Origin of the sequence: Limimaricola cinnabarinus, from assembly GCF_047631075.1 — a bacterium.
Lineage (GTDB): Bacteria > Pseudomonadota > Alphaproteobacteria > Rhodobacterales > Rhodobacteraceae > Limimaricola > Limimaricola cinnabarinus.
The window spans coordinates 285,543-305,376 of record NZ_JBLHYX010000001.1 but is presented as its reverse complement, the minus strand read 5'-3'; the positions used below and the strand labels follow the sequence as shown (position 1 = coordinate 305,376).

Below are 19,834 nucleotides of genomic sequence, written 5' to 3'. Positions count from 1 at the left end.
CCAGCAGGACACGCGCCATGACCGACACCACGTTCGCCCCCCGCGTCTTTTCGGGCATCAAGCCTTCGGGCGGCCTCACGCTCGGCAACTATCTCGGCGCGATCAAGCGCTTTGTCGAGATGCAGGGCGGTGAATTCGAGACGATTTTCTGCGTCGTGGACCTGCATGCCATCACCGTCTGGCAGGAGCCGGAGGAGCTGCGCCGTGCCACCCGCGAAGTGGCGGCGGGCTACCTCGCCTCGGGGATCGATCCGGAGAAATCCATCCTGTTCAACCAGTCCCGCGTCTCGGCCCATGCCGAACTGGGCTGGCTGTTCAACTGCGTCGCGCGGATGGGCTGGATGAACCGGATGACCCAGTTCAAGGAAAAGGCGGGCAAGAACGCCGAGAAGCAGAGCCTCGGGCTTTATGCCTATCCGTCGCTGATGGCCGCCGACATCCTCGCCTATCACGCCACCCACGTGCCGGTGGGCGACGACCAGAAGCAGCATGTCGAGCTGACCCGCGACATCGCGGCCAAGTTCAACCACGACTACAAGACCGACTTCTTCCCGCTCACCACCCCGGTGATCGAGGGGCCGGCGATGCGGGTGATGAACCTGCGCGACGGCACCAAGAAGATGTCGAAGTCGGGCGAGAGCGACATGGAGCGGATCAACATGACCGATGACGCCGACACCATCGCCAAGAAGTTCAAGAAGGCCCGCACCGACCCCGCGCCCCTGCCCGACAATCTCGACGAGTTGAAGGATCGCGCCGAGGCCAAGAACCTCGTGGATATCTACGCGGGCCTGTCGGGGGTGACGGCCGAAGCGGTGATCGCCGAGCATGGCGGCGCGGGCTGGGGCCAGTTCAAACCCGCCCTCGCCGATCTGGCAGTCGAGAAGCTCGCCCCGATCTCGTCGGAGATGGCGCGGCTAATGGACGACCCGGCCGAGATCGACCGGATCATGGCCCGCGGCGCCGATCGCGCCCGCGCCATCGCCGATCCGATCGTCGCCAAGACCTCCGAGATCATGGGCCTCGTCCGCTGAGCCACGGGCGGGGCGCTACGCGCCCTGCCCACTCCGGCTAGGCTACAGCACGGCTCCCATCACCGTTTTCTCAAGGCGACAGGGCACCGGGGCGGAAACGGGCCGCCTCGGCGCTTGCGTCCCGGACAGGGGCGGAAGGGGAGCGCAGTCCCCTTCCGTCGCATCGGCTCAGATCAGCCGCACCTGCGTGCCGGTCTCGACCAGCGCGAAGAGCTTGGCGATGTGTTCGTTGTAAAGACCGATGCAGCCATCCGAGGAAGGTCGGCCGATCTTGCGCGTGTCATGGGTGCCGTGAATCCGATAATATTGCCACGAGAGGTAGAGCGCATGGGTGCCCAGCGGGTTGCCGGGGCCCGCGGGCACCACCGCCGGAAGCGAAGGGTCGCGCTCGCGCATCGAGGGCGTCGGGGTCCATGTCGGGCCCTCCACCTTGCGCACTACCTCGGTATAGCCGAGCCGGGTGAGTTCTTCGCTCACGGGAACCGAAGAAGGATAGAGCCGGTAGGTCTCCCCGTCACCGCCCCAGAAATGCACGGCGCGGGCCTTGGTGTCGGCGACGATGACACCCCTGCCCAGCGCGTCGAAATGATCGCGCCAGTCGATCCTCTGAAGCGCCGAGACGTTGCGCTGCACCGCGCCTTGGGCCGCGATGGCGGGAGCGGCGAGCGTGACGAGGCCGGCGGCGGTGCCGGTCGCAAGAAAGCTGCGTCGGGTCTGGGTCATGAGGTCTCCTGATCTGTTTTGCCCTCCCTTCCCCCTTCCCGCGCGGGAGGATCAACTCACGACGGCGCGAGGTGCCGCATCGGGGTTTCGCGTTGTTGCACCGATGCCGTGCGAAACTGGTGACTGACGCCGAGGCCTGCCGGTCCCTATCTTGGTGATGTACCGCCCCTACCCGGAGTGCCGCCGCCATGACCCAGATCGCCCCCGCCGCCACCCGTATCGGCCACGTGCACCTGCGGGTCGCCGATCTCGACCGCGCCATCGCCTTTTATGGCGGCGTGCTGGGCTTCGAGGTGATGCAGCGCTACGGCCCCGGCGCGGCCTTCCTCTCTGCGGGGGGCTATCACCATCATATCGGTCTCAACACTTGGGAGAGCCTTGGCGCCGCGCCGCCGCCGCCGGGCCATACCGGCCTCTACCACACTGCGGTCCTCTACCCCGACCGCAGGTCGCTGGCGCGGGCCCTGAGGCGAGCGATCGAGGCTGGAGTCGAGATCGACGGCGCGGCCGATCACGGGGTGAGCGAGGCGATCTATTTCCGCGATCCCGACGGCAACGGGGTCGAAATCTACCGCGACCGCGCCGAAGCCGATTGGCCGCGCGACGCCGAGGGCGGGCTTTCGATGACCAATGCCCGGTTCGATCTGGGCGCGCTGCTGGCCGAGGCTTGAGCGCAACGCCCCGACCGTTGCGGCGCGCCGGAGCGCCGCCGCCTCTCGACCGCCCTGCGCCATCGGCCTAGCCTGCGCCCCAAACTGGAGGACAGGCATGGCCACGGGCACCGATATCCGGACCTATCACGAGGGGCGCTGGCACGAAGGCGACATCGCGGTGATCCGCGCCTCCGACCACGGGGCGTGGCTCGGCACGACCGTGTTCGATGGCGCGCGTTACGCGCACGGGCTCGCGCCCGACCTCGACAAGCATTGCGCGCGGGCCAATGCCTCGGCCGAGGCGCTGATGATCACCCCCACCGTCTCGACACAGGAGATGGTCGGCATCGTCCGCGAGGGGCTGGCCGCCTGCCCCAAGGATGCCGCGATCTACATCCGCCCGATGTACTGGGCGCTTGATGGCGGCCCCTTGGGCATCCTGCCCAAGGAGGGCGCGACCGGCTTTGCCGTGGCGCTCGAGGCGATCCCGATGGCGCCGCCCGATGCCGCGACGACGCTCACCACCACGCGCTTTCGCCGCCCGGTGATGGAGGACGCGGTGGTCAACGCCAAGGCGGGCTGCCTCTACCCCAACAACGCCCGGATGATCGCCGAGGCGCGCGCCAAGGGCTTTGGCAACGCTCTGGCGGCCGACGCGCTGGGCAATGTCGCCGAAAGCGCCAGCTCCAACGTCTTTGTCGTCAAGGATGACGAGGTGTTCACGCCGATCCCCAACGGCACCTTTCTCGCGGGCATCACCCGCGCGCGCCACATCGCCAACCTGCGCGCCGACGGGGTGAAGGTGCACGAGGTCACGATGTCCTTCGCCGACGTGCATGCCGCCGACGAGGTGTTCTTGTCGGGCAACATGCACAAGGTCACGCCTGTCACCGCCTTCGACGACACGGCCTATCCCATCGGCCCGGTCACGAAGCGGGTGCGCGAGATGTACTGGGACTGGGCGGCGGCGGCGGGCTGAGATGCGGCTCTGGCGCGCCATCGACCGGCTGCTGGCGTTCTTGCCCTTCGCGCTGAGCGCTGTGGCGCTGGCGCTCTTGCTGTCGCAAAACCCCTTCGCCGCGCCCTATCTGGAGCGCACCACCGAGGCGGTGGCGCTGGAGCTGCGTGCGGCCTTGGCGCGTGAGGTGACGCCGGAATGGTACATGGCCGAGATGGACCGCGCGCTTCTGGCCGAGGATCTCGACGCGATGCGCATGGTCTCGGCGGTGGGCGGACGACACGGCATCGCGCCCTCGCCCGCCCTTTTGGGCCGGATGCAGGCGCTCGAGGCGCAAGAGACCGGGGCGCTGGCGGCGGTGCGCGACTGCGCGGTCTGTGCCGCCGACATCACCGCCTGCCCGCGCGTGACGCTACTGGCGATGTGCGGCGTCACGGTCGAGATGACGCCGCTTGGCGATCTCAACGCGCTGCGCCGCGCGGCACAGGCCGGGATCGCGGGCGAGGAGATCGACCGGATCGAGGTGGCGCTGGCGGGTGTGGGCCTCGGGGCCACCGGTCTGGTGCTGGCCTCAGGCGGCACCAGCGCCACGGTCAAGGTGGGGGCGACCTCGCTGCGGCTGGCACGGCGGCTCGGCACCGTCAGCCCGCGTTTCGCGGATGAACTTCGGCTGCTCTCCGATGTCGGTTTCCGCCCGGATCGGCTCGACGATCTCACCTTGGGCAGGGCGGGCCTCGACGAAGTGGCCGACCCGGTGAAGCTCGCCCGGGTGGGTGAATTGGCCTCGGATCTGGGGCGCGTTGCCGCGAATGCCTCGCTCACCGACGCGGTGCTGATGCTGCGCCATGTCGACGACGCCGCCGATGCGCGGCGGCTGGCGCGGCTGTCGGACGCCGCCGGACCCGACACCCGCGCCACGCTCGACATTCTCGGCAAGGGCCGCGCCTTTCGCGCGCTGGTGCGGCTGTCGGACCTCGCCATCGGGGCGGCGACGCTCTTGTGGCTGGTCGCGGGTCAGGTGCTGATCTTCTTGGGGGAACGCTTTGGTCGCCTCGTGCTGGCGCTTTTGCGCGTACCGGTGCGGGCGCAGGCGCGCGGGGCCGATGCCCGCACCGACATGCCGCGTCCGCGCGCCGAGCCTCCCTTGACCCGGCCGCAGCCGCGCCTGCGCCCCGATCCGCCCCTGCGCCGCCCCGTCGTGCACCGCCCCGTTGTGCCGCGCCCCTCGCTGGGCCACACTCCGGCGGAATGACGGAGAGCCCATGCGCAAGTTTCTCGTGATCCTCGACGACACCCGCGAATGCCTCAACGCGATGCGCTTTGCCGCGATGCGCGCGGGCAAGACCGGCGGCGGCGTCACAATCCTGTCGGTGATCCCCCCCGACGAGTTCAACCATTGGGTCGGCGTGGGCGAGATCATGCGCGCCGAGGCGCGCGAGCGCATCGAAGTCCATTTCGAGGTCTTCGCGAAATGGATGCGCGACCGCCAGAACGTGCATCCCGACCTCGTGATCCGCGAAGGCGAGGCGGTGCCCGAGATCCTCGCCCAGATCCGCGAGGACCCGGAGATCGGCGTGCTGGTGCTCGGCGCGGGGGACGACCGCAAGGGGCCGGGACCGCTGGTGAGCCAGCTCACCCGCGAGGCGGGCAGCCTGCCGGTGCCGATCACCATCGTGCCGGGCGACATCTCCAAGGAGCGGCTGGAGGCGATTACCTGAAAGCTCTGACGAATGGTTTTTAGAACCGTTCCAAATCTTGACTTCGGGCCCTGCGAGGCGCATATCGGGAGCCTGAAACGAAAGGTGGTCCGATGTTCATCCAGACCGAATCCACGCCGAACCCCGCGACACTGAAGTTCCTGCCGGGGCAGACCGTGCTCGAGATGGGCACGGCCGACTTCCCCTCCGAGGAGGCCGCGCAGTCGAGCCCGCTTGCCAAGCGCATCTTCGCGACCGGCGGCGTGGCGGGCGTGTTCCTCGGCTCGGACTTCGTGACCGTGACCAAGACCGACGCGGTCGAGTGGGATCACATCAAGCCCGCCGTGCTCGGCGCTGTGATGGAGCATTTCCAGTCCGGCGCGCCGGCGATCGACGACGGCACTTCGAACAGCGCCTCGGGCGGTCATGCCGAGCATACAGGCGAGGACGGTGCCATCGTCGAGCAAATCAAGGAATTACTCGACACCCGCGTGCGGCCCGCCGTGGCGCAGGATGGTGGCGACATCACCTTCCACGGCTTTGATCGCGGCATCGTCTACCTGCACATGCAAGGCGCCTGCGCGGGCTGCCCCTCCTCGACGCTGACGCTCAAGATGGGCATCGAGAACCTGCTGCGCCACTACATCCCCGAAGTGGTCGAGGTCCGGCCCGTCGCCGCCTGATGACACCGCTTCTCGCCTTCGACACTTCGGCCGCGCATTGCGCGGCCGCGCTGCATCTGGGGGACCGCGTGGTCGCCCGGGTTGAGCCGATGGCCAAGGGACAGGCCGAGCGGCTGATGGGTTTCCTTGAAGAGATCCTCGCCGCCGAAGGCCTTGACTGGAGCGATCTCGCAGCCCTCGGCGTAGGCTGCGGGCCGGGCAACTTCACCGGGCTTCGGGTCGGCGTCTCTGCGGCGCGCGGCCTCGCGCTGGGTCTGGGCATCCCGGCGATCGGCGTGTCGGGCTTCGAGGCGGCGGGACTGGGTCATCCGCGCCCCGTCACCGTCGCCCTGCCCGCGCCGCGCGACCACCTGTGGCTGCAGCGCCTGACCGAGAACGGGGCCGAAGCCCCCACCCTCGCGCCCGCCGCGCAGGCGGGCGAGGTGCTGCACGCCCCCGAGGCGGACCCGCTGGTCCGCGCCATCGCCGAAATCGCGTGCGGCCGCGCCGCGACGCCCCAGCCGCGCCCGGCGCCGCTCTATGTTCGCCCCGCCGACGCCGCGCCGCCGCGCGACCCCGCGCCCGTGCTGATCGGATGACCGAGCCGCGGGCCCTCGCCGAGACCTATGCGGCGGCCTTTCCGGATGAGCGTCACTGGGGCGCGGCCGAGTTCGCCGAGCTGCTCGCCGCCCCCGGCGCGATCCTGTCGGGCGACGCAGCAAGCTTCGTTCTGGGGCGGGTGACGCTCGACGAGGCCGAGATCGTGACGCTTGCCACACATCCCGGGCATCGCCGGCAGGGCCGCGCCCGCGCCGCGTTGGAGGCGTTCCACGACGCGGCGCGGGCTGCCGGGGCCGATACGGCCTTTCTCGAGGTGGCCGAGGACAACGTGGCGGCCTGTGCGCTCTACGCGGCGGCGGGCTATGTCCGGGCGGGCCGCAGACGGGGCTACTATTCCCGGCCCGACCGGCCGCCGGTGACGGCGCTGATCCTCACCCTCCCCCTGCGTTAGGATGCCCCGGCGTCAGTCGCCTTTTGCGTGGGCAAAGCCGTCCCGAAGCCACCCGAAGCCACCTCAAAGCCCCGATGACTTGGCGCAAATCAGGGAAAAATCAGTTGACCCCCGAGGGCTGCGCATTGCCTTATCCTGCCATGAGCCGGCGCATGACCGGTAGGCGCGTGTCGCCCCTCAGGGGCCGTGCCGAGACCTGACAGGGAGCTATTGATGACTCATTTCGCGAAATTCCTCGGCGCCTCCGCCGTGCTGGCCCTCTCGGCAGGCGCGGCTCTGGCCGATCCGGCGCTGATCTACGATCTGGGCGGAAAGTTCGACAAATCCTTCAACGAAAGTGCGCATAACGGCGCCACTCGCTGGGCCGAGGAAACCGGCAACTCCTATGCCGAAGTCGAGCTGCAGTCCGACGCCCAGCGCGAGCAGGCGCTGCGCCGTTTCGCCGAGGCCGGCAACAACCCGATCGTCACGGTGGGCTTTTCGTTCATGACCCCGCTCGAGGAAATCGCCACCGACTACCCCGAGACCAAGTTCGTGATCATCGACGGCGTGGTCGACCAGCCCAACGTCCGCTCGGTGATCTTCAACGAGCATGAGGGCTCCTACCTTGTCGGCCAAATGGCCGCGATGGCCTCCGAGAGCGGCACCGTCGGCTTCATCGGCGGCATGGACATCCCGTTGATCCGCAAGTTCGCCTGCGGCTACGCCCAGGGCGCTCAGTCGGTGAACCCCGAGATCACCGTCCTGTCGAACATGACTGGCACCACCCCCTCGGCCTGGAACGATCCCGTGAAGGGCTCCGAGCTGACCCAGGCGCAGATCTCGCAAGATGCGGACGTGATCTATGCCGCCGCGGGCGGCACCGGCATCGGCGTGCTGCAGACCGCCGCCGATCAAGGCATCCTGTCGATCGGCGTCGACAGCAACCAGAACTACCTGCAGCCGGGCAAGGTGCTGACCTCGATGGTCAAGCGCGTGGACAACGCTGTCTATGAGGCCTTCGAGGCGGGCACCGAGGTCGAGACCGGCATCAACGTGATGGGCGTCAACAACGAGGGCGTCGGCATCGCCGTCGATGAGCACAACGAGGCGCTCGTCACCGATGAGATGACCGCCGCCGTCGAGGACGCCAAGACCAAGATCGCCTCGGGCGAGATCGAGGTGCACGACTACATGAGCGACGAGAGCTGCCCCTCGCTCGACTTCTGATCGCCCCCCAGGGCATGACACGAGGGGCCGCGCCGCAAAGCGCGGCCCCGTTTCGCACCCGAGGACCGGACATCACATGACCGACCACACCCCCGCGATCGAGCTCAAGGGCATCTCCAAGGCCTTTGGCCCCGTGCAGGCCAACAAGGACATCTCGATCCGGGTGATGCCCGGCACGATCCACGGCATCATCGGCGAGAACGGCGCCGGCAAATCGACGCTGATGTCGATCCTCTATGGTTTCTACAAGGCCGATGCGGGCGAGATCTTCATCAATGGCCACCCGACCCAGATCCCCGACAGCCAGGCCGCGATCCGCGCCGGGATCGGCATGGTGTTTCAGCATTTCAAGCTGGTGCAGAACTTTACCGTGCTCGAAAACGTCGTGCTCGGCGCCGAGGAAGGCGCGATGCTGCGCCCGTCGCTCGCCAAGGCGCGCCGCCAACTCAAACAGCTGGCCGCGGAATACGAGCTCAACATCGACCCCGACGCGCGGATCGAGGATATCGGCGTCGGCATGCAGCAGCGGGTCGAGATCCTCAAGGCGCTCTACCGGCAGGCCGACATCCTGATCCTCGACGAGCCCACCGGCGTGCTGACCCCGGCCGAGGCCGACCACCTGTTCCGCATCCTCAAGGGGCTGCGCGATCAGGGCAAGACGATCATCCTGATCACCCACAAGCTGCGCGAGATCATGGAGATCACCGACACGGTGAGCGTGATGCGGCGCGGCGAGATGACCGCGACGGTGCAGACCGCCGAAACCTCGCCGCCCGAACTGGCCGAGCTGATGGTCGGCCGCAAGGTGCTGCTGCAGGTCGAGAAGGCCCCCGCTACGCCGGGCAAGACGATCCTCGAGGTCGAGAACCTGCGCGTGATCGACAGCAAGGGCGTCGAGCGATTGCGCGGCATCGGGATCGAGATCCGCGCGGGCGAGATCCTCGGCCTCGCCGGCGTCGCGGGCAACGGCCAGTCCGAATTGCTCGAGGTGCTGGGCGGCTACCGCAAGGCCAAGGGCAAGGTGCGGCTCAATGGCGAGGAGATCGACCTCACCGGCTCCAAGTCCGACGCCCGCACCCGGCGCGCGCGCGGCATCGCCCACGTCCCCGAGGACCGGCATCACGAGGGGTTGATCCTCGACTTCACGGCCTGGGAAAACGTGGCCTTCGGCTATCACGACAAGCCCGAATTCAACAAAGGCGTCTTCATGGACAACGCGGCCATCAAGGCTGACGCCGCCGCGAAGATGGAGCGCTTCGACGTGCGCCCGCCGAACCCGAACCTCGCCGCCAAGAACTTTTCGGGCGGCAACCAGCAGAAGATCGTCGTGGCGCGCGAAATCGAACGCAATCCCGACCTGCTGCTGATCGGCCAGCCGACGCGCGGCGTCGACATCGGCGCGATCGAGTTCATCCACGATCAGATCGTGGCGCTGCGCGACATGGGCAAGGCGGTGCTGCTGGTGTCGGTCGAGCTTGACGAGATCATGTCGCTGTCGGATCGCATCGCGGTGATGTTCGACGGCCAGATCATGGGCGAGCGCCTGCCCTCCGAGACCGACGAGCGCGAGCTTGGTCTTCTGATGGCGGGCATCACCGATACGGACAAACCGCATAGCGAGGCCGAGATCGAGGCCAACCTTGCCAAGAAGCGCGCCAGCGCCGCGAAGGAGGCCTGAGATGCAGAAGATGCCGCAATGGGCGGATGTGGTGCTGATCCCGCTGATCAGCCTGCTTCTCGCCGCCCTGCTCTCGGCCTTGGTCATCCTTGCCATCGGCGAAAACCCGTGGTCGGCCCTCAAGCTGATGGTCGACGGCTCGATGGGCTCGACCTACGCCTGGGGCTACACGCTCTACTACGCGACCAATTTCATCTTTACCGGCCTCGCCGTGGCGATCGCCATCCATGCGCGCCTGTTCAACATCGGCGGCGAGGGCCAGGCGATGCTGGGCGGCCTCGGCGTGGCGCTGATCGCGCTCTATATCCCTTGGCCGCATTGGAGCCTCGCGCTTCTGGGCGGCGCGGTGGGCGCGGCACTCTTCGGCGCGGCCTGGGCTCTGATCCCGGCCTGGCTTCAGGCCAAGCGCGGCAGCCACATCGTGATCACCACGATCATGTTCAACTTCATCGCCGCGGCGCTGCTGAACTACCTGCTGATCGGCGCGCTCAAACCCTCGGGCTCGATGGAGCCCGCCACGGGCCGCTTCCCAGAGGCCACGCATCTGCCGACCTTCCAGGACATGTTCTCGACCGCCGAGACCGCGCTGTTCCGGGGCGCGCCGGTGAACGTGTCGTTCTTCGTGGCGCTGCTGGCCTGCGTCGCCGTCTGGGCGCTGATCTGGCGCACCCGTCTGGGCTATGAGATCCGCGCCTTCGGCCAATCGGAATCGGCGGCGAAATACGCGGGCATCTCGCCCACCCGGATCATCGTCGTGACCATGCTGATCTCCGGCGGTCTCGCGGGGATGATGGCGATCAACAACGTCATGGGCGAGGCCGAGCGCCTCGTGCTCAACGCCGTCGAGGGCGCCGGTTTCATCGGCATCGCGGTGGCGTTGATGGGGCGCAGCCATCCCTTCGGCGTGCTGCTCGCAGCGCTGCTCTTCGGCTTCCTCTATCAGGGCGGCGCCGAGCTGGCGCTGTGGACCTCGATCCCGCGCGAGCTGATCGTGGTGATCCAGGCCCTCGTGATCCTCTTCACCGGCGCGCTCGACAACATGGTGCGAATGCCGCTCGAGGCGATGTTCCTGAGGCTGCGGCCCGCGCCGAAGCCCGCCCGCAAGACCGAACCGGCGGAGTGAGCCCATGGATTTCCTGACCCTTCTGCAGGTGCTCGACACCACCATCCGGCTTGCCACGCCGCTGCTGCTTGCCTGTCTCGCCGGGCTCTTTTCCGAGCGCGCGGGTATTTTCGACATCGGTCTCGAAGGCAAGATGCTGGCCTCGGCTTTCCTCACCGCCGCCGTCGCGGCCGTTACCGGCTCGGTGCTGATCGGCACGCTGGCGGGGATCGGCGCGGCCTTGATGCTCTCGGGCATTCACGGCCTCGCCTCGATCACCTTCAGGGGCAACCAGCTGATTTCCGGCGTCGCGATCAACTTCCTCGCCGCGGGCATCACGGTCGTCATCGCGCAGAGCTGGTTCGGACAGGGCGGACGCACGCCGCAGCTCTCGGGCAATGCGCGGTTCGAGAGCATCGACCTGCCCTTCGTGTCCGAAATCCGCGACATCCCTGTCCTCGGCCCGATCTATGCCGAGCTGATCTCGGGGCACACGCTGCTGGTCTATGTGGGCCTGCTGATGGTGCCGCTGACCTGGTGGGTGCTGTTTCGCACCCGCTTCGGCCTGCGGCTGCGCGCAGTGGGCGAGAACCCCGCCGCCGTCGATACCGCCGGCATCTCGGTCGTCGGGCTGCGCTTTGCCGCCGTGGCGATCTGCGGCCTGCTCACCGGCCTTGCCGGAGCCTATCTCTCGACCGGTCTTCAGGCGGGCTTCGTCAAGGACATGACGGCGGGGCGCGGCTATATCGCGCTCGCCGCGCTGATCTTCGCCAAGTGGCGGCCGTGGTACGCGCTTGGTGCCTGCCTGCTGTTCGGCTTCCTGCAGGCGATCGCCCTGCGCCCCGACGTGATCGAGGGTACGCTCGGCTTCGAAGTGGGCGTGCAGCTTCTCGACGCCCTTCCCTATATTCTCACGGTGGTGATCCTCGCAGGCTTTGTCGGCCGCGCGATCCCGCCCCGCGCCGGAGGCGAACCCTATGTCAAAGAGCGTTGAACTCGCGGGCCTGATCAAGGCCCAGGCCGGGGCCGAGCCTGTCAGATACGGGCTGATCCTCGGCTCCGGCCTCGGCCACATCGCAGGCGCCGTCGATGGCGTCACCATCCCCTATGACAAGCTTTCGGGCTTTCCGCATGCGGGTGTGTCGGGTCACAACCCGGTACTTGCCGTGGGCGATCTCGAAGGTCAGCGCGTCGCCGTCTTCGGCGGGCGCGCGCATTACTACGAGCGCGGCAATCCCGGCGAGATGCGACTGCCGCTCGAGGTGCTCAAGGAACTTGGCGCCGAGGCGGTGATCCTCACCAACGCCGCGGGGTCGCTGCGCGCCGAGATGCCCACCGGCTCGATCATGGCGCTCTCGGACCACATCAACTTCTCGGGGCTGAACCCGCTGATCGGGGAGACGACCGATGCGCGCTTTGTGCCGATGGGCGACGCGCATGACCCGGAGCTGCGAGCCAAGCTGCACGCGGCGGCGCGGGCCGAGGGGGTCGAGATGCATGAGGGCGTCTATGCCTGGTATTCCGGCCCCTCCTTCGAGACCCCGGCCGAGATTCGCGCGATCCGAACCCTCGGTGCCGACGCGGTTGGCATGTCGACGGTGCCCGAGGTGATCCTCGCGCGCTTCATGGGTATGAAGGCGCTGGCCATCTCGGCGATCACCAACATGGCCGCCGGCATGTCCGACGAGAACATCGGCCACGAGCACACCAAGGCGATGGCGCCCTTGGGTGCGGCCAAGCTGGAACAGGTGCTACGCCGGATGCTGCGCGACATGGGCTGATCGCGCCGCAACGCGGCATTCTTTGCGCCGGGGGCTTGGAAAAGCCTGCCGCGGCTGCCTTAATCGGCCCCAGCGCAAAAGGCTTCGCATGCAGCTCTACCTCCCCATTGCCGAGGTGTCGGTCAACATCTTCCTGATCCTCGGCCTCGGTGGGCTGGTGGGGGTGTTGTCGGGCATGTTCGGCGTCGGCGGCGGGTTCCTGATCACGCCGCTCCTGTTCCTCGCGGGCATTCCGCCCGCCGTGGCCGTCGCCACCTCGACCAACCAGATCGTCGCCTCGTCCTTCTCGGCCCTTCTGGGACATCTGAGGCGCCGCACCGTTGACATGACGATGGGCGCGGTGCTGCTCGCGGGTGGCCTCGTGGGCTCGGGCCTCGGCATGGCGGTGTTCAACTGGCTGCGCGCGCGCGGCCAGGTCGACCTGCTAGTTGAGCTGAGCTACGTGATCTTTCTCGGCACGGTCGGCGCGATGATGCTGGTCGAGAGCCTGAACGCGCTGCTGAAGTCGCGCCGCCCCGGCGCGCGGCCCAAGCGGCGCAAGCACTACTGGGTCCATGCGCTGCCGCTCAAGATGAAGTTCCGAGTCTCGGGGCTCTACATCTCGGCGATCCCGCCATTGCTGGTGGGGCTGTCTGTGGGTGTGCTGGCGGCGATCATGGGGGTCGGCGGCGGCTTCGTCATGGTGCCCGCGATGATCTACCTGCTCGGCATGCCGACCAAGGTGGTGATCGGCACATCGCTGTTCCAGATCATCTTCGTCACCGCCTTCACCACAATGCTGCACGCCGTGACCAACCAGACGGTCGATATCGCGCTGGCGCTTCTGCTCATCGCGGGGGGGGTGATCGGCGCGCAGCTCGGCACAAGGATAGGCGCGCGAATGAAGGCCGAGCAGCTGCGCATCCTGCTTGCGCTCCTCGTGCTGGCGGTCTGCGGGCAGCTGGCTCTGGGCCTCGTGCTGCGGCCCGCCGAACTTTACGAGATCCAATCGGTGGCCCCGTCATGATCCGGCTGGCGCTGCTGCTCGTCGCGATCACCCTGCCCGGCCATATGGCGCGCGCCGAGGAGATCGTGCTTGGGCTGAGCCGCGATCAGGTCGCGATCACCGCCACCTTCGACGGCTCCGACATCCTGATCTTCGGTGCGGTGCACCGAGAAGCGCCGCCCCCGGTGAACGCGGACCCGCTTGAGGTGATCGTCACCGTCGCCGGCCCCCCCGAGACCGCCATCGTGCGCCACAAGGAGCGCCGCGCCGGGATCTGGATCAACGCCGACGCCGTGCGGATCGAGGGCGCCCCCTCCTTCTACGCCGTCGCCACCACCGCGCCGCTGGGCGAGGTTCTCAGCATCACCGAGGATCTGCGGCTGGCTGTGTCGATCTCGCGCGCGATCCGCGCGGCGGGCAATCGCGCCTTCGAGACGGCGAACCACGTCGCGGCGCTGGTGCGGATCCGCAAGGCGCAGGACGTCTACCGGCTGCAGGAGGGAGGTGTCGATCTCGACCGCGAAACGCTGTTTCGCACCTCGCTCGCCCTGCCCGCCGATCTCGTCGCGGGCAACTACACCACGCGGATCTTCCTGACACGGGGCGGCAAGGTGATAGACAGCTACGAGACGGTGATCGGCGTGCGCAAGGTCGGCGTCGAACGCTGGCTCTACGACTTCTCGCGGGAGCAGGCCGCGCTCTATGGGCTCTTGTCGCTGGCGCTGGCGATCGCGGCGGGCTGGGCGGCTTCGGCGGCCTTTACGGGCTGGCGTCGCTGAGAGCCGCTAAAATCCCCCCTATTCCAAGGCTCCCGCAGGGGCGCTTTGGCATGCTAGCTTCGGTCCGGGGGGCCTGTTACAGCCTAAAAGGAGCACCGATGTCACATCGATGGATGTTCGACGTGTTGGTCGATCTCGAATCCTATGCCAGCCGCAACGGCCTGCCCCAGCTGGCGCGTCGGCTTTCGGAGGTGGCCGGTCAGGCCGCGCACGAACTGGCGCTCATCCCGTCAGGCCGACCGGGTGAGCGCGCCGAAGCCCCGACATCCGCGCGCCACCGCGCCGATTAGGCGCAGCGCCCCCTCTGGCCCCTGTCGCGGCGCGCGGGTAGGGTCGCGCCATGACACTTCCCGCCGTGACGTACTCCTCCGACCAGGCCGAAGCCTGGGATGCCGTGACGCAGCTTCTGCGGCTCAGCGGCATCGATCTCGACGACGAATTGCTGAGCGCGCCCGCCTCGGACGCGCAGCGCACCATCGCCGTCATCGGCAAGGCAGGCTCCGGCAAGACGCTGCTGCTCGCGGAGCTGACCGCCGCCCTCAAGAAAGCGGGCGTCGACATCGTCTCGGGCGATTGGGAGGGGCGCCGCAAGAAAGACCGACGCACGCTGGCCGTTCTCGCGCCGACCAACAAGGCGGCGAGCGTGCTGCGCAATCGCGGCGTCCCTGCGACGACGATCCACCGCATTCTCTATACGCCGGTCTACGACCCCGAATACGAGAAGATCGCCGAATGGCTCGGCGGCGAGGGCGAAAAGCCCAACATCGAGGGCCTCACCGAAGAGGCCCTGGCCCGCGCCGCCAGCGCCTTCGCCACCCATGGCTCGGTGCCCGCCGCACTGGCCGCCGCCGGTCTCAGGGGATCGGACTTCATCACCGGCTGGAAGCGCCGCGAGGAGCCGCTCGACATCGGATTCATCGACGAATCTTCGATGCTCGACGAGAAACAGGTCGAGGATCTCAAGGAGATCTTCCCGACGCTGGTGCTGTTCGGCGACCCGGCGCAGCTGCCCCCGGTGCAATCCTCGGGCGGCATGGTGTTCGATACCATGAAAGACGCCGACAAGCATGTCCTGCATCGCATCCACCGGCAGGACGCTGACAATCCGATCCTCGATCTCGCCCATGCGCTGGCCGATCCGCAGGTCGATTTCTACGCCTTCGAGCGACTGGTGCAGGAGGCCGCGAACCGCGACGAACGCGTCGTCATGGCGCGGCGGGTCGAGGCCGAGCTGATGGCCCGCTCGCCGGTTCTCGTGTGGCGCAACGCCACGCGCATCCGTCTGATCCATGCCTTCCGCGCCGCTTACGGCGCGCCAGAGGGCGACCTGCTGCCGGGCGAGCCGCTGATCTGCGACGGGATCGAACTGCCGCTGAAGCATCGCAAGAAGCGGCTCGATCTGGAGGCGCGCGGCCTGATCAAGGGCGCGCAGGTGGTCTATATGGGCCCCGGGCGCAAGCCGGGGTTTTCGCGGCTGCACGTAATGGGCGCGCCCGAGCCGCAGCTTTCGGCAGCCTCGATCGTGCGGATCGAGCAGGAGGGCGACGCCGAGCCCTTCATCCCTTATGCGGCGCGGATGGGCGCCACCTTCCTGCATGGCGCGGCCGTCACGATCCACAAGGCCCAAGGTTCACAATGGGACACGGTGCAGGTCTTTGCCCCCGACATCGAGATCGCGGCGCGCATGGGCCGGGTCGAGGCCGGACAACCCCTGTGGAAACGGCTGGCCTATGTCGCGATCACCCGCGCCGAGCGCGAGCTGCGCTGGGTGGTGCGCTCGATGCTGGCCAAGCCGGGCGACAACCTGAACACCGACGACCTCGTAGCCCCCGCCGCCTCCTTCGAACTCAGCGCACCGACGGCGCAGGAGGGCTGAGTTCCGCGGCCGGGGCCGCGAGTCGCACAGGCTCGAAGTGATGCGCGACCGAGGCTGCGTAAAACCGCAGCACCGGCTCAGCCCCTGCAGCGGGCGCCAGCCCCTCGCCGCCTTCGATCACCAGCCCGCGCTGCTTGAGGTTGTTCAACGCATCCGCCGTGATCCGCGCGGCATCGCGGCGCGGCAGCGCCACGCCGCGCGCATGTAGCATGCCCAGACGGGCCGCGACGCGGATCTCGATCCGCGCGGACGGCAAGGGCGAGGCGTCGAGCAGGATCCCCGCGACGAGCGGCACCGGCAGCACCGGCATCACCGCCTCGATCCGGCGCATCATCTCCTTCGACAGCCGCGCCGTATCCTGCGGGCCCGGGGCCTCGTCTCCCAAGAACTCGGCCAACGACAGCGGCTGCCCGAAACCGACCGAGGCGGTGCCATAGCCGCGAAACCTTCTCGTGAGCCGTTGCCCCAGATGCCCCAGAACGGCCCCCGCCAGCCGCGAAGCCGGAACGCGGAACCGCCGACCGCCTGCCTCGGCGGCGCCGATCAGCACCCGGTCCTCGAGCACGCGGTCGTAATTGAGCGCCACCGGCACGAAGATCACGTCGCGGCGGTGGTTCGCGAAATCTTCGACGATATGCCCCAAAAGCCCGGTCTTGGGAGCGGCCACGCGCCCCGTGAGACTCAGCCCGCCCTCGGGAAAGATCGCCTGCGTCACGCCCCCCGCCGTCGCCATCTGAACATAGCGTTGCAACACCCGGCGATAGAGCACGCCGCGGTCGCGTCTGCGGATGAAATAGGCCCCCATCGCCCGGATCACCGGCGACAGCGGCCAGACCCGCGCCCATTCGCCCACCGCGTAGGACAGCGCCGAGGTCCGCGCGGCAAGCCATGTCACCAGAACGTAATCCATGTTGGAGCGGTGGTTCATCACGAAGACTACCGCCGCGTTCGCGTCGATCGCATCCAGTTCGTCCCGGTCGAAAGCCCCGAGACGGATCCGGTAGAGCGCCCGGCTGAGCCATTTGGCAAGCCGGATGCCGAAGGTGAAATAGGCGGTCGCCGAAAAGGACGGCACGATTTCGCGCGCATAGTCGCGGGCCTGCTCGAAGGCCACGTTCTCGGGAACGCCGTGGCTCTGTGCATGTTCGACGACGGCTTGTGCGACGGCGGGATCGTAGATGAGCCGCTGAATCATGTCGTGACGCCGCGCCAGCTTGAACGGCTCGATCGGGCGCGCCAGCCTCGTATTGAGCCGCGCCACGGCACGCTCCATGCGCTTGCGAAAGAACCAGCGTACCGAGGGAAACAGGAAATGCGATGCGAAGGTGACCGCCGCAAACAGCACGATCAGCACGAGCAGCCAGAGCGGGATTTCGACAGGGCGGAACATGGGCCGACCCTGACGCAATCCGGCGCCCGAGGGTAGCGTGCGAGAGGCCCCTCCCCCGCACTTGCCCTGCTTTCACGCGCCGGAACGATGCGTTTGGAACACACTGGGGTCTTCGGATGGCCCTGCCGGTGCTCCCGGCGCCGTGATAGGGCGACCGGGCTGGACGCCTCGGGACCGAGTGCCCATCATGAAGGACCGCAGAATGCGAGAGACAATCGTGTAAAGGCGACCCGAACCTGCGCTGCGGGATCAGGCGCCTGCCCGCCCATGCGAACCGGACGATGCCATGACCGTTCCTCCTTCCCCGCCCCGGCGACCCGAAGATGCCACGCCCCTCGTGCTGCGTCCCGATCTGCCGACGCGCGCGGGGTTCGATTCCGATCATCCGCTGGCCATGGGGGCGGTGGGTCGGGACGGACCCGCCATCAGCCATCTGGGCGACCTCGCGGCCTTGCTGCCAAAGGAGGCTTCCGTTCCGGTGGTGATCGCCTCGGACGCGACGGGCCCGTGGATCCTGGCCATGCTTGCGGCTTGGGCCGAGCGGAGCCCGGAAGGGGCGTCGGCGCTGCAAGGTGCGCTGTGCAACGATGCAATCCGGATCTGCCAAGGCCCAGCGTCCCCGGCCTGGTCGGCCGAGGCGGCCCTCGATCTTGCCGCTGACACGCTGTCATGGAGCCGGCGCGCCCTGCCGCAGATGCGCGGTGCACGGCTGCCGGTCGCGGCCCCGATGGACGGTGACCCGGTGCTGCCGCTCGCAATGGCATTGCAATCGGGGCTGGCACTGCTGGCCGCGACGTCGCGGCGTGAGAGGCCACAGCATCTTTTTGCAGCCGCTGAAGGCATCGAGTTCGTCATGCCCGGCGATACGCTTGGCGACCGCGCAGCGGGCGCATATTTGGCGCAGCTGTGGCACGCACTGCTCACGGAACGGTACGGGGCGGGGTTTGCCCCGCGCGAGGATCTGGTGCTCTATTCCGACGAGAAGGGTCCGGGCTTTGCCGGCATATCGCCGCCCGAAATCGATGTCCTGCGCGCGACTCTCGCGCGGCGCGAGGCAGAAGGCACGTTCACCTGTGACCACGGTCCTTTGCAAATCGCGCCCCCTTCGCCGGCCACCGACACCGCTGGCGAGGCCGGTCCCGAGCGGAACGCCGCGCTTGCGCGGTGGCGTCAGGAGCGGGACGGCAACGCCGTTCAGAAATCGCTGCTGGCACTACGCGAGGCCGCGAAACGCGGCATCAACGTCATGGGTCCTTCGGTCGCCTGCGCCAAGGCGGGGGTGACGACCGGCGAATGGGCCGCGGTGCTGGCCGCCGCGCTTCCGGCCCGGTCGCGGCCCGTCTCCCACGCTCAGCCGATGCCGCCAGCCGATCTGGCCCTGGCGCAGGCGCGCCTGCAACAAGCGGCGCAGGGACTCGCACGTCCCGTCACGCTGTTGCTGGTGCGCCCGGGCCTCGATGGTCGCCCTTGGATCGAGCACCCCGTCTTTCGCGCGGCAAAAGATTGCGGTGTCGATATCCGCGATCCCGGCGCGCGCCTGTCACCTGCCACAATAACCCAAGCGGTCTCGCGCGAACGGCCCCATGTCCTGATCTTTTGCTTGGCCTCCACGCAATCGGCGCAAATGACCACGAGCATTCTGGTCGACCTGCAAAAGGCCGGCTTTGGATCGATCCCGGTGTTGGGCTTTATCGCATCGGGAGAGGAGTGGCTTGGCCTCGAGGAATTCGCGGGTTCGATGACGCTACGAAATATTGGCGAAACAACTGCCCCGGCCCTACTTGACGATTTGGCAAACTTGATCATTTCAAGAAGATCCGCGTCGAATTAAGCCACCCTACCCTTTTAGACAGGTCACAGCTTCTTGTTGATCATTGCAATGAACAATGATCAATACTGGGATCATTCAGCAGGAAGAACATCTACATGAACACCAATCTCCACGAGTTGTCCCGCAAGGAACTCGAAAAGCTTCGCAAGGATATCGACGAGGCGTTGTCGACCGTTTCCCAGCGCGAGCGTAAAGCGGCATTGGACGCCGCCGAGCGTGCCGCTGCAGAACACGGGTTCTCTCTTGCCGAACTTGCGGAGTCCGCAAGCAAGGGCCGGAAAACCAAGACCAAGAACCCCGCAAAATATCGCAACCCCGAAGACTCGAACCAGACTTGGTCCGGTCGCGGCAGAAAACCGCGCTGGATCAACGAGGCGGAGGCCGCCGGCCGTCCTCTTTCCGATTTCGAGATCTGAATCCTTATTGGCCGGGCGACTTTGCCCGGCCGCTTTCTCTTTTCAGGC

General features: G+C 67.6%; 21 protein-coding genes. 19 read left to right on the top strand and 2 right to left on the bottom strand.

Annotation, left to right across the window (positions count from 1 at the left end; translation table 11 throughout):
* The first annotated feature begins 17 nt into the window (after window positions 1–17).
* Window positions 18–1,034 carry a tryptophan--tRNA ligase gene (trpS, locus tag ACJASC_RS01610; protein ID WP_415142970.1) on the top strand — a complete coding sequence of 339 codons (1,017 nt, stop codon included), beginning with the start codon at window positions 18–20 and terminating at the stop codon, window positions 1,032–1,034.
* Between the two features lie 168 nt (window positions 1,035–1,202).
* On the opposite strand, the gene ACJASC_RS01605 is transcribed toward trpS, so the two are convergent.
* Complete coding sequence (locus tag ACJASC_RS01605) at window positions 1,203–1,757, bottom strand: L,D-transpeptidase (RefSeq protein WP_021693710.1); 555 nt, start codon at window positions 1,755–1,757, stop codon at window positions 1,203–1,205.
* A gap of 188 nt (window positions 1,758–1,945) precedes the next feature.
* Between ACJASC_RS01605 and ACJASC_RS01600 the strand changes: the two genes are divergently transcribed.
* The 16 genes from ACJASC_RS01600 to ACJASC_RS01525 all read left to right on the top strand — a co-directional run bounded on the left by ACJASC_RS01600 (window position 1,946) and on the right by ACJASC_RS01525 (window position 16,149).
* Complete coding sequence (locus ACJASC_RS01600; protein ID WP_415142968.1) at window positions 1,946–2,428, top strand: VOC family protein; 483 nt, start codon at window positions 1,946–1,948, stop codon at window positions 2,426–2,428.
* 97 nt (window positions 2,429–2,525) lie between these two features.
* Window positions 2,526–3,389 carry a branched-chain amino acid aminotransferase gene (locus ACJASC_RS01595; protein ID WP_415142966.1) on the top strand — a complete coding sequence of 288 codons (864 nt, stop codon included), beginning with the start codon at window positions 2,526–2,528 and terminating at the stop codon, window positions 3,387–3,389.
* A 1-nt stretch (window position 3,390) separates the two neighbouring features.
* Complete coding sequence (locus tag ACJASC_RS01590; protein ID WP_415142964.1) at window positions 3,391–4,620, top strand: hypothetical protein; 1,230 nt, start codon at window positions 3,391–3,393, stop codon at window positions 4,618–4,620.
* Window positions 4,621–4,630: 10 nt separating this feature from the next.
* A complete protein-coding gene (locus tag ACJASC_RS01585) occupies window positions 4,631–5,086 on the top strand; it encodes a universal stress protein (RefSeq protein WP_021693706.1) in 456 nt (151 codons plus the stop codon).
* 92 nt (window positions 5,087–5,178) lie between these two features.
* Entirely contained in the window at window positions 5,179–5,748 is a 570-nt protein-coding gene (locus ACJASC_RS01580) for a NifU family protein (RefSeq protein ID WP_415142960.1), read from the top strand.
* Window positions 5,748–6,326: a tRNA (adenosine(37)-N6)-threonylcarbamoyltransferase complex dimerization subunit type 1 TsaB gene (gene tsaB, locus ACJASC_RS01575; protein WP_415142958.1), complete on the top strand. Its 579-nt coding sequence runs from the start codon at window positions 5,748–5,750 to the stop codon at window positions 6,324–6,326. Before ACJASC_RS01580 ends, tsaB begins: the two co-directional genes overlap by 1 nt.
* Window positions 6,323–6,739 carry a GNAT family N-acetyltransferase gene (locus ACJASC_RS01570; protein ID WP_415142956.1) on the top strand — a complete coding sequence of 139 codons (417 nt, stop codon included), beginning with the start codon at window positions 6,323–6,325 and terminating at the stop codon, window positions 6,737–6,739. The genes tsaB and ACJASC_RS01570 overlap by 4 nt, the downstream gene beginning before the upstream one ends.
* A 213-nt stretch (window positions 6,740–6,952) precedes the next feature.
* Window positions 6,953–7,948 carry a BMP family lipoprotein gene (locus ACJASC_RS01565; protein WP_415142954.1) on the top strand — a complete coding sequence of 332 codons (996 nt, stop codon included), beginning with the start codon at window positions 6,953–6,955 and terminating at the stop codon, window positions 7,946–7,948.
* Between the two features lie 76 nt (window positions 7,949–8,024).
* Window positions 8,025–9,626, top strand: a complete 1,602-nt coding sequence (locus ACJASC_RS01560; protein WP_415142952.1) for an ABC transporter ATP-binding protein — start codon at window positions 8,025–8,027, stop codon at window positions 9,624–9,626.
* Between the two features lies 1 nt (window position 9,627).
* Window positions 9,628–10,749, top strand: coding sequence for an ABC transporter permease (locus ACJASC_RS01555; RefSeq protein WP_415142950.1), 1,122 nt, complete (start codon window positions 9,628–9,630; stop codon window positions 10,747–10,749).
* A 4-nt stretch (window positions 10,750–10,753) separates the two neighbouring features.
* The gene (locus ACJASC_RS01550; protein ID WP_021693699.1) at window positions 10,754–11,722 is read left to right on the top strand and encodes an ABC transporter permease; all 969 of its coding nucleotides are present in this window, start codon (window positions 10,754–10,756) and stop codon (window positions 11,720–11,722) included.
* Window positions 11,706–12,509 carry a purine-nucleoside phosphorylase gene (locus ACJASC_RS01545; RefSeq protein WP_415142948.1) on the top strand — a complete coding sequence of 268 codons (804 nt, stop codon included), beginning with the start codon at window positions 11,706–11,708 and terminating at the stop codon, window positions 12,507–12,509. Before ACJASC_RS01550 ends, ACJASC_RS01545 begins: the two co-directional genes overlap by 17 nt.
* A gap of 88 nt (window positions 12,510–12,597) precedes the next feature.
* Window positions 12,598–13,515 (top strand): sulfite exporter TauE/SafE family protein, encoded by a 918-nt coding sequence (locus ACJASC_RS01540; RefSeq protein ID WP_021693697.1) that lies wholly within the window; start codon window positions 12,598–12,600, stop codon window positions 13,513–13,515.
* Window positions 13,512–14,273: a TIGR02186 family protein gene (locus ACJASC_RS01535; protein WP_415142946.1), complete on the top strand. Its 762-nt coding sequence runs from the start codon at window positions 13,512–13,514 to the stop codon at window positions 14,271–14,273. The genes ACJASC_RS01540 and ACJASC_RS01535 overlap by 4 nt, the downstream gene beginning before the upstream one ends.
* Before the next feature lie 98 nt (window positions 14,274–14,371).
* Entirely contained in the window at window positions 14,372–14,563 is a 192-nt protein-coding gene (locus ACJASC_RS01530; protein WP_415142944.1) for a hypothetical protein, read from the top strand.
* Between the two features lie 50 nt (window positions 14,564–14,613).
* On the top strand, window positions 14,614–16,149 hold the full coding sequence (locus tag ACJASC_RS01525) for an AAA family ATPase (protein WP_415142942.1): 1,536 nt from the start codon (window positions 14,614–14,616) through the stop codon (window positions 16,147–16,149).
* Here the strand turns inward: ACJASC_RS01525 and ACJASC_RS01520 are convergent.
* Window positions 16,121–17,539, bottom strand: coding sequence for a 1-acyl-sn-glycerol-3-phosphate acyltransferase (locus tag ACJASC_RS01520; protein WP_415142940.1), 1,419 nt, complete (start codon window positions 17,537–17,539; stop codon window positions 16,121–16,123). The genes ACJASC_RS01525 and ACJASC_RS01520 overlap by 29 nt on opposite strands.
* A gap of 337 nt (window positions 17,540–17,876) precedes the next feature.
* Between ACJASC_RS01520 and ACJASC_RS01515 the strand changes: the two genes are divergently transcribed.
* Both ACJASC_RS01515 and ACJASC_RS01510 read left to right on the top strand, forming a co-directional pair.
* Window positions 17,877–19,370, top strand: a complete 1,494-nt coding sequence (locus tag ACJASC_RS01515) for a methylmalonyl-CoA mutase family protein (protein WP_415142938.1) — start codon at window positions 17,877–17,879, stop codon at window positions 19,368–19,370.
* 95 nt (window positions 19,371–19,465) lie between these two features.
* On the top strand, window positions 19,466–19,786 hold the full coding sequence (locus ACJASC_RS01510; protein ID WP_415142936.1) for an H-NS histone family protein: 321 nt from the start codon (window positions 19,466–19,468) through the stop codon (window positions 19,784–19,786).
* Window positions 19,787–19,834: the final 48 nt, after the last annotated feature.

Bases quoted from the DNA above. Each gene is read 5' to 3' on its own strand.
- ACJASC_RS01605 (WP_021693710.1), bottom strand. From the start codon at position 1,757: ATGACCCAGACCCGACGCAGCTTTCTTGCGACCGGCACCGCCGCCGGC.
- ACJASC_RS01560 (WP_415142952.1), top strand. From the start codon at position 8,025: ATGACCGACCACACCCCCGCGATCGAGCTCAAGGGCATCTCCAAGGCC.
- ACJASC_RS01535 (WP_415142946.1), top strand. From the start codon at position 13,512: ATGATCCGGCTGGCGCTGCTGCTCGTCGCGATCACCCTGCCCGGCCAT.
- ACJASC_RS01580 (WP_415142960.1), top strand. From the start codon at position 5,179: ATGTTCATCCAGACCGAATCCACGCCGAACCCCGCGACACTGAAGTTC.
- ACJASC_RS01595 (WP_415142966.1), top strand. From the start codon at position 2,526: ATGGCCACGGGCACCGATATCCGGACCTATCACGAGGGGCGCTGGCAC.
- ACJASC_RS01600 (WP_415142968.1), top strand. From the start codon at position 1,946: ATGACCCAGATCGCCCCCGCCGCCACCCGTATCGGCCACGTGCACCTG.
- ACJASC_RS01540 (WP_021693697.1), top strand. From the start codon at position 12,598: ATGCAGCTCTACCTCCCCATTGCCGAGGTGTCGGTCAACATCTTCCTG.
- trpS (WP_415142970.1), top strand. From the start codon at position 18: ATGACCGACACCACGTTCGCCCCCCGCGTCTTTTCGGGCATCAAGCCT.
- ACJASC_RS01585 (WP_021693706.1), top strand. From the start codon at position 4,631: ATGCGCAAGTTTCTCGTGATCCTCGACGACACCCGCGAATGCCTCAAC.
- ACJASC_RS01555 (WP_415142950.1), top strand. From the start codon at position 9,628: ATGCAGAAGATGCCGCAATGGGCGGATGTGGTGCTGATCCCGCTGATC.
- ACJASC_RS01550 (WP_021693699.1), top strand. From the start codon at position 10,754: ATGGATTTCCTGACCCTTCTGCAGGTGCTCGACACCACCATCCGGCTT.
- ACJASC_RS01570 (WP_415142956.1), top strand. From the start codon at position 6,323: ATGACCGAGCCGCGGGCCCTCGCCGAGACCTATGCGGCGGCCTTTCCG.
- ACJASC_RS01510 (WP_415142936.1), top strand. From the start codon at position 19,466: ATGAACACCAATCTCCACGAGTTGTCCCGCAAGGAACTCGAAAAGCTT.
- ACJASC_RS01520 (WP_415142940.1), bottom strand. From the start codon at position 17,539: ATGTTCCGCCCTGTCGAAATCCCGCTCTGGCTGCTCGTGCTGATCGTG.
- tsaB (WP_415142958.1), top strand. From the start codon at position 5,748: ATGACACCGCTTCTCGCCTTCGACACTTCGGCCGCGCATTGCGCGGCC.
- ACJASC_RS01545 (WP_415142948.1), top strand. From the start codon at position 11,706: ATGTCAAAGAGCGTTGAACTCGCGGGCCTGATCAAGGCCCAGGCCGGG.
- ACJASC_RS01525 (WP_415142942.1), top strand. From the start codon at position 14,614: ATGACACTTCCCGCCGTGACGTACTCCTCCGACCAGGCCGAAGCCTGG.
- ACJASC_RS01565 (WP_415142954.1), top strand. From the start codon at position 6,953: ATGACTCATTTCGCGAAATTCCTCGGCGCCTCCGCCGTGCTGGCCCTC.
- ACJASC_RS01530 (WP_415142944.1), top strand. From the start codon at position 14,372: ATGTCACATCGATGGATGTTCGACGTGTTGGTCGATCTCGAATCCTAT.
- ACJASC_RS01590 (WP_415142964.1), top strand. From the start codon at position 3,391: ATGCGGCTCTGGCGCGCCATCGACCGGCTGCTGGCGTTCTTGCCCTTC.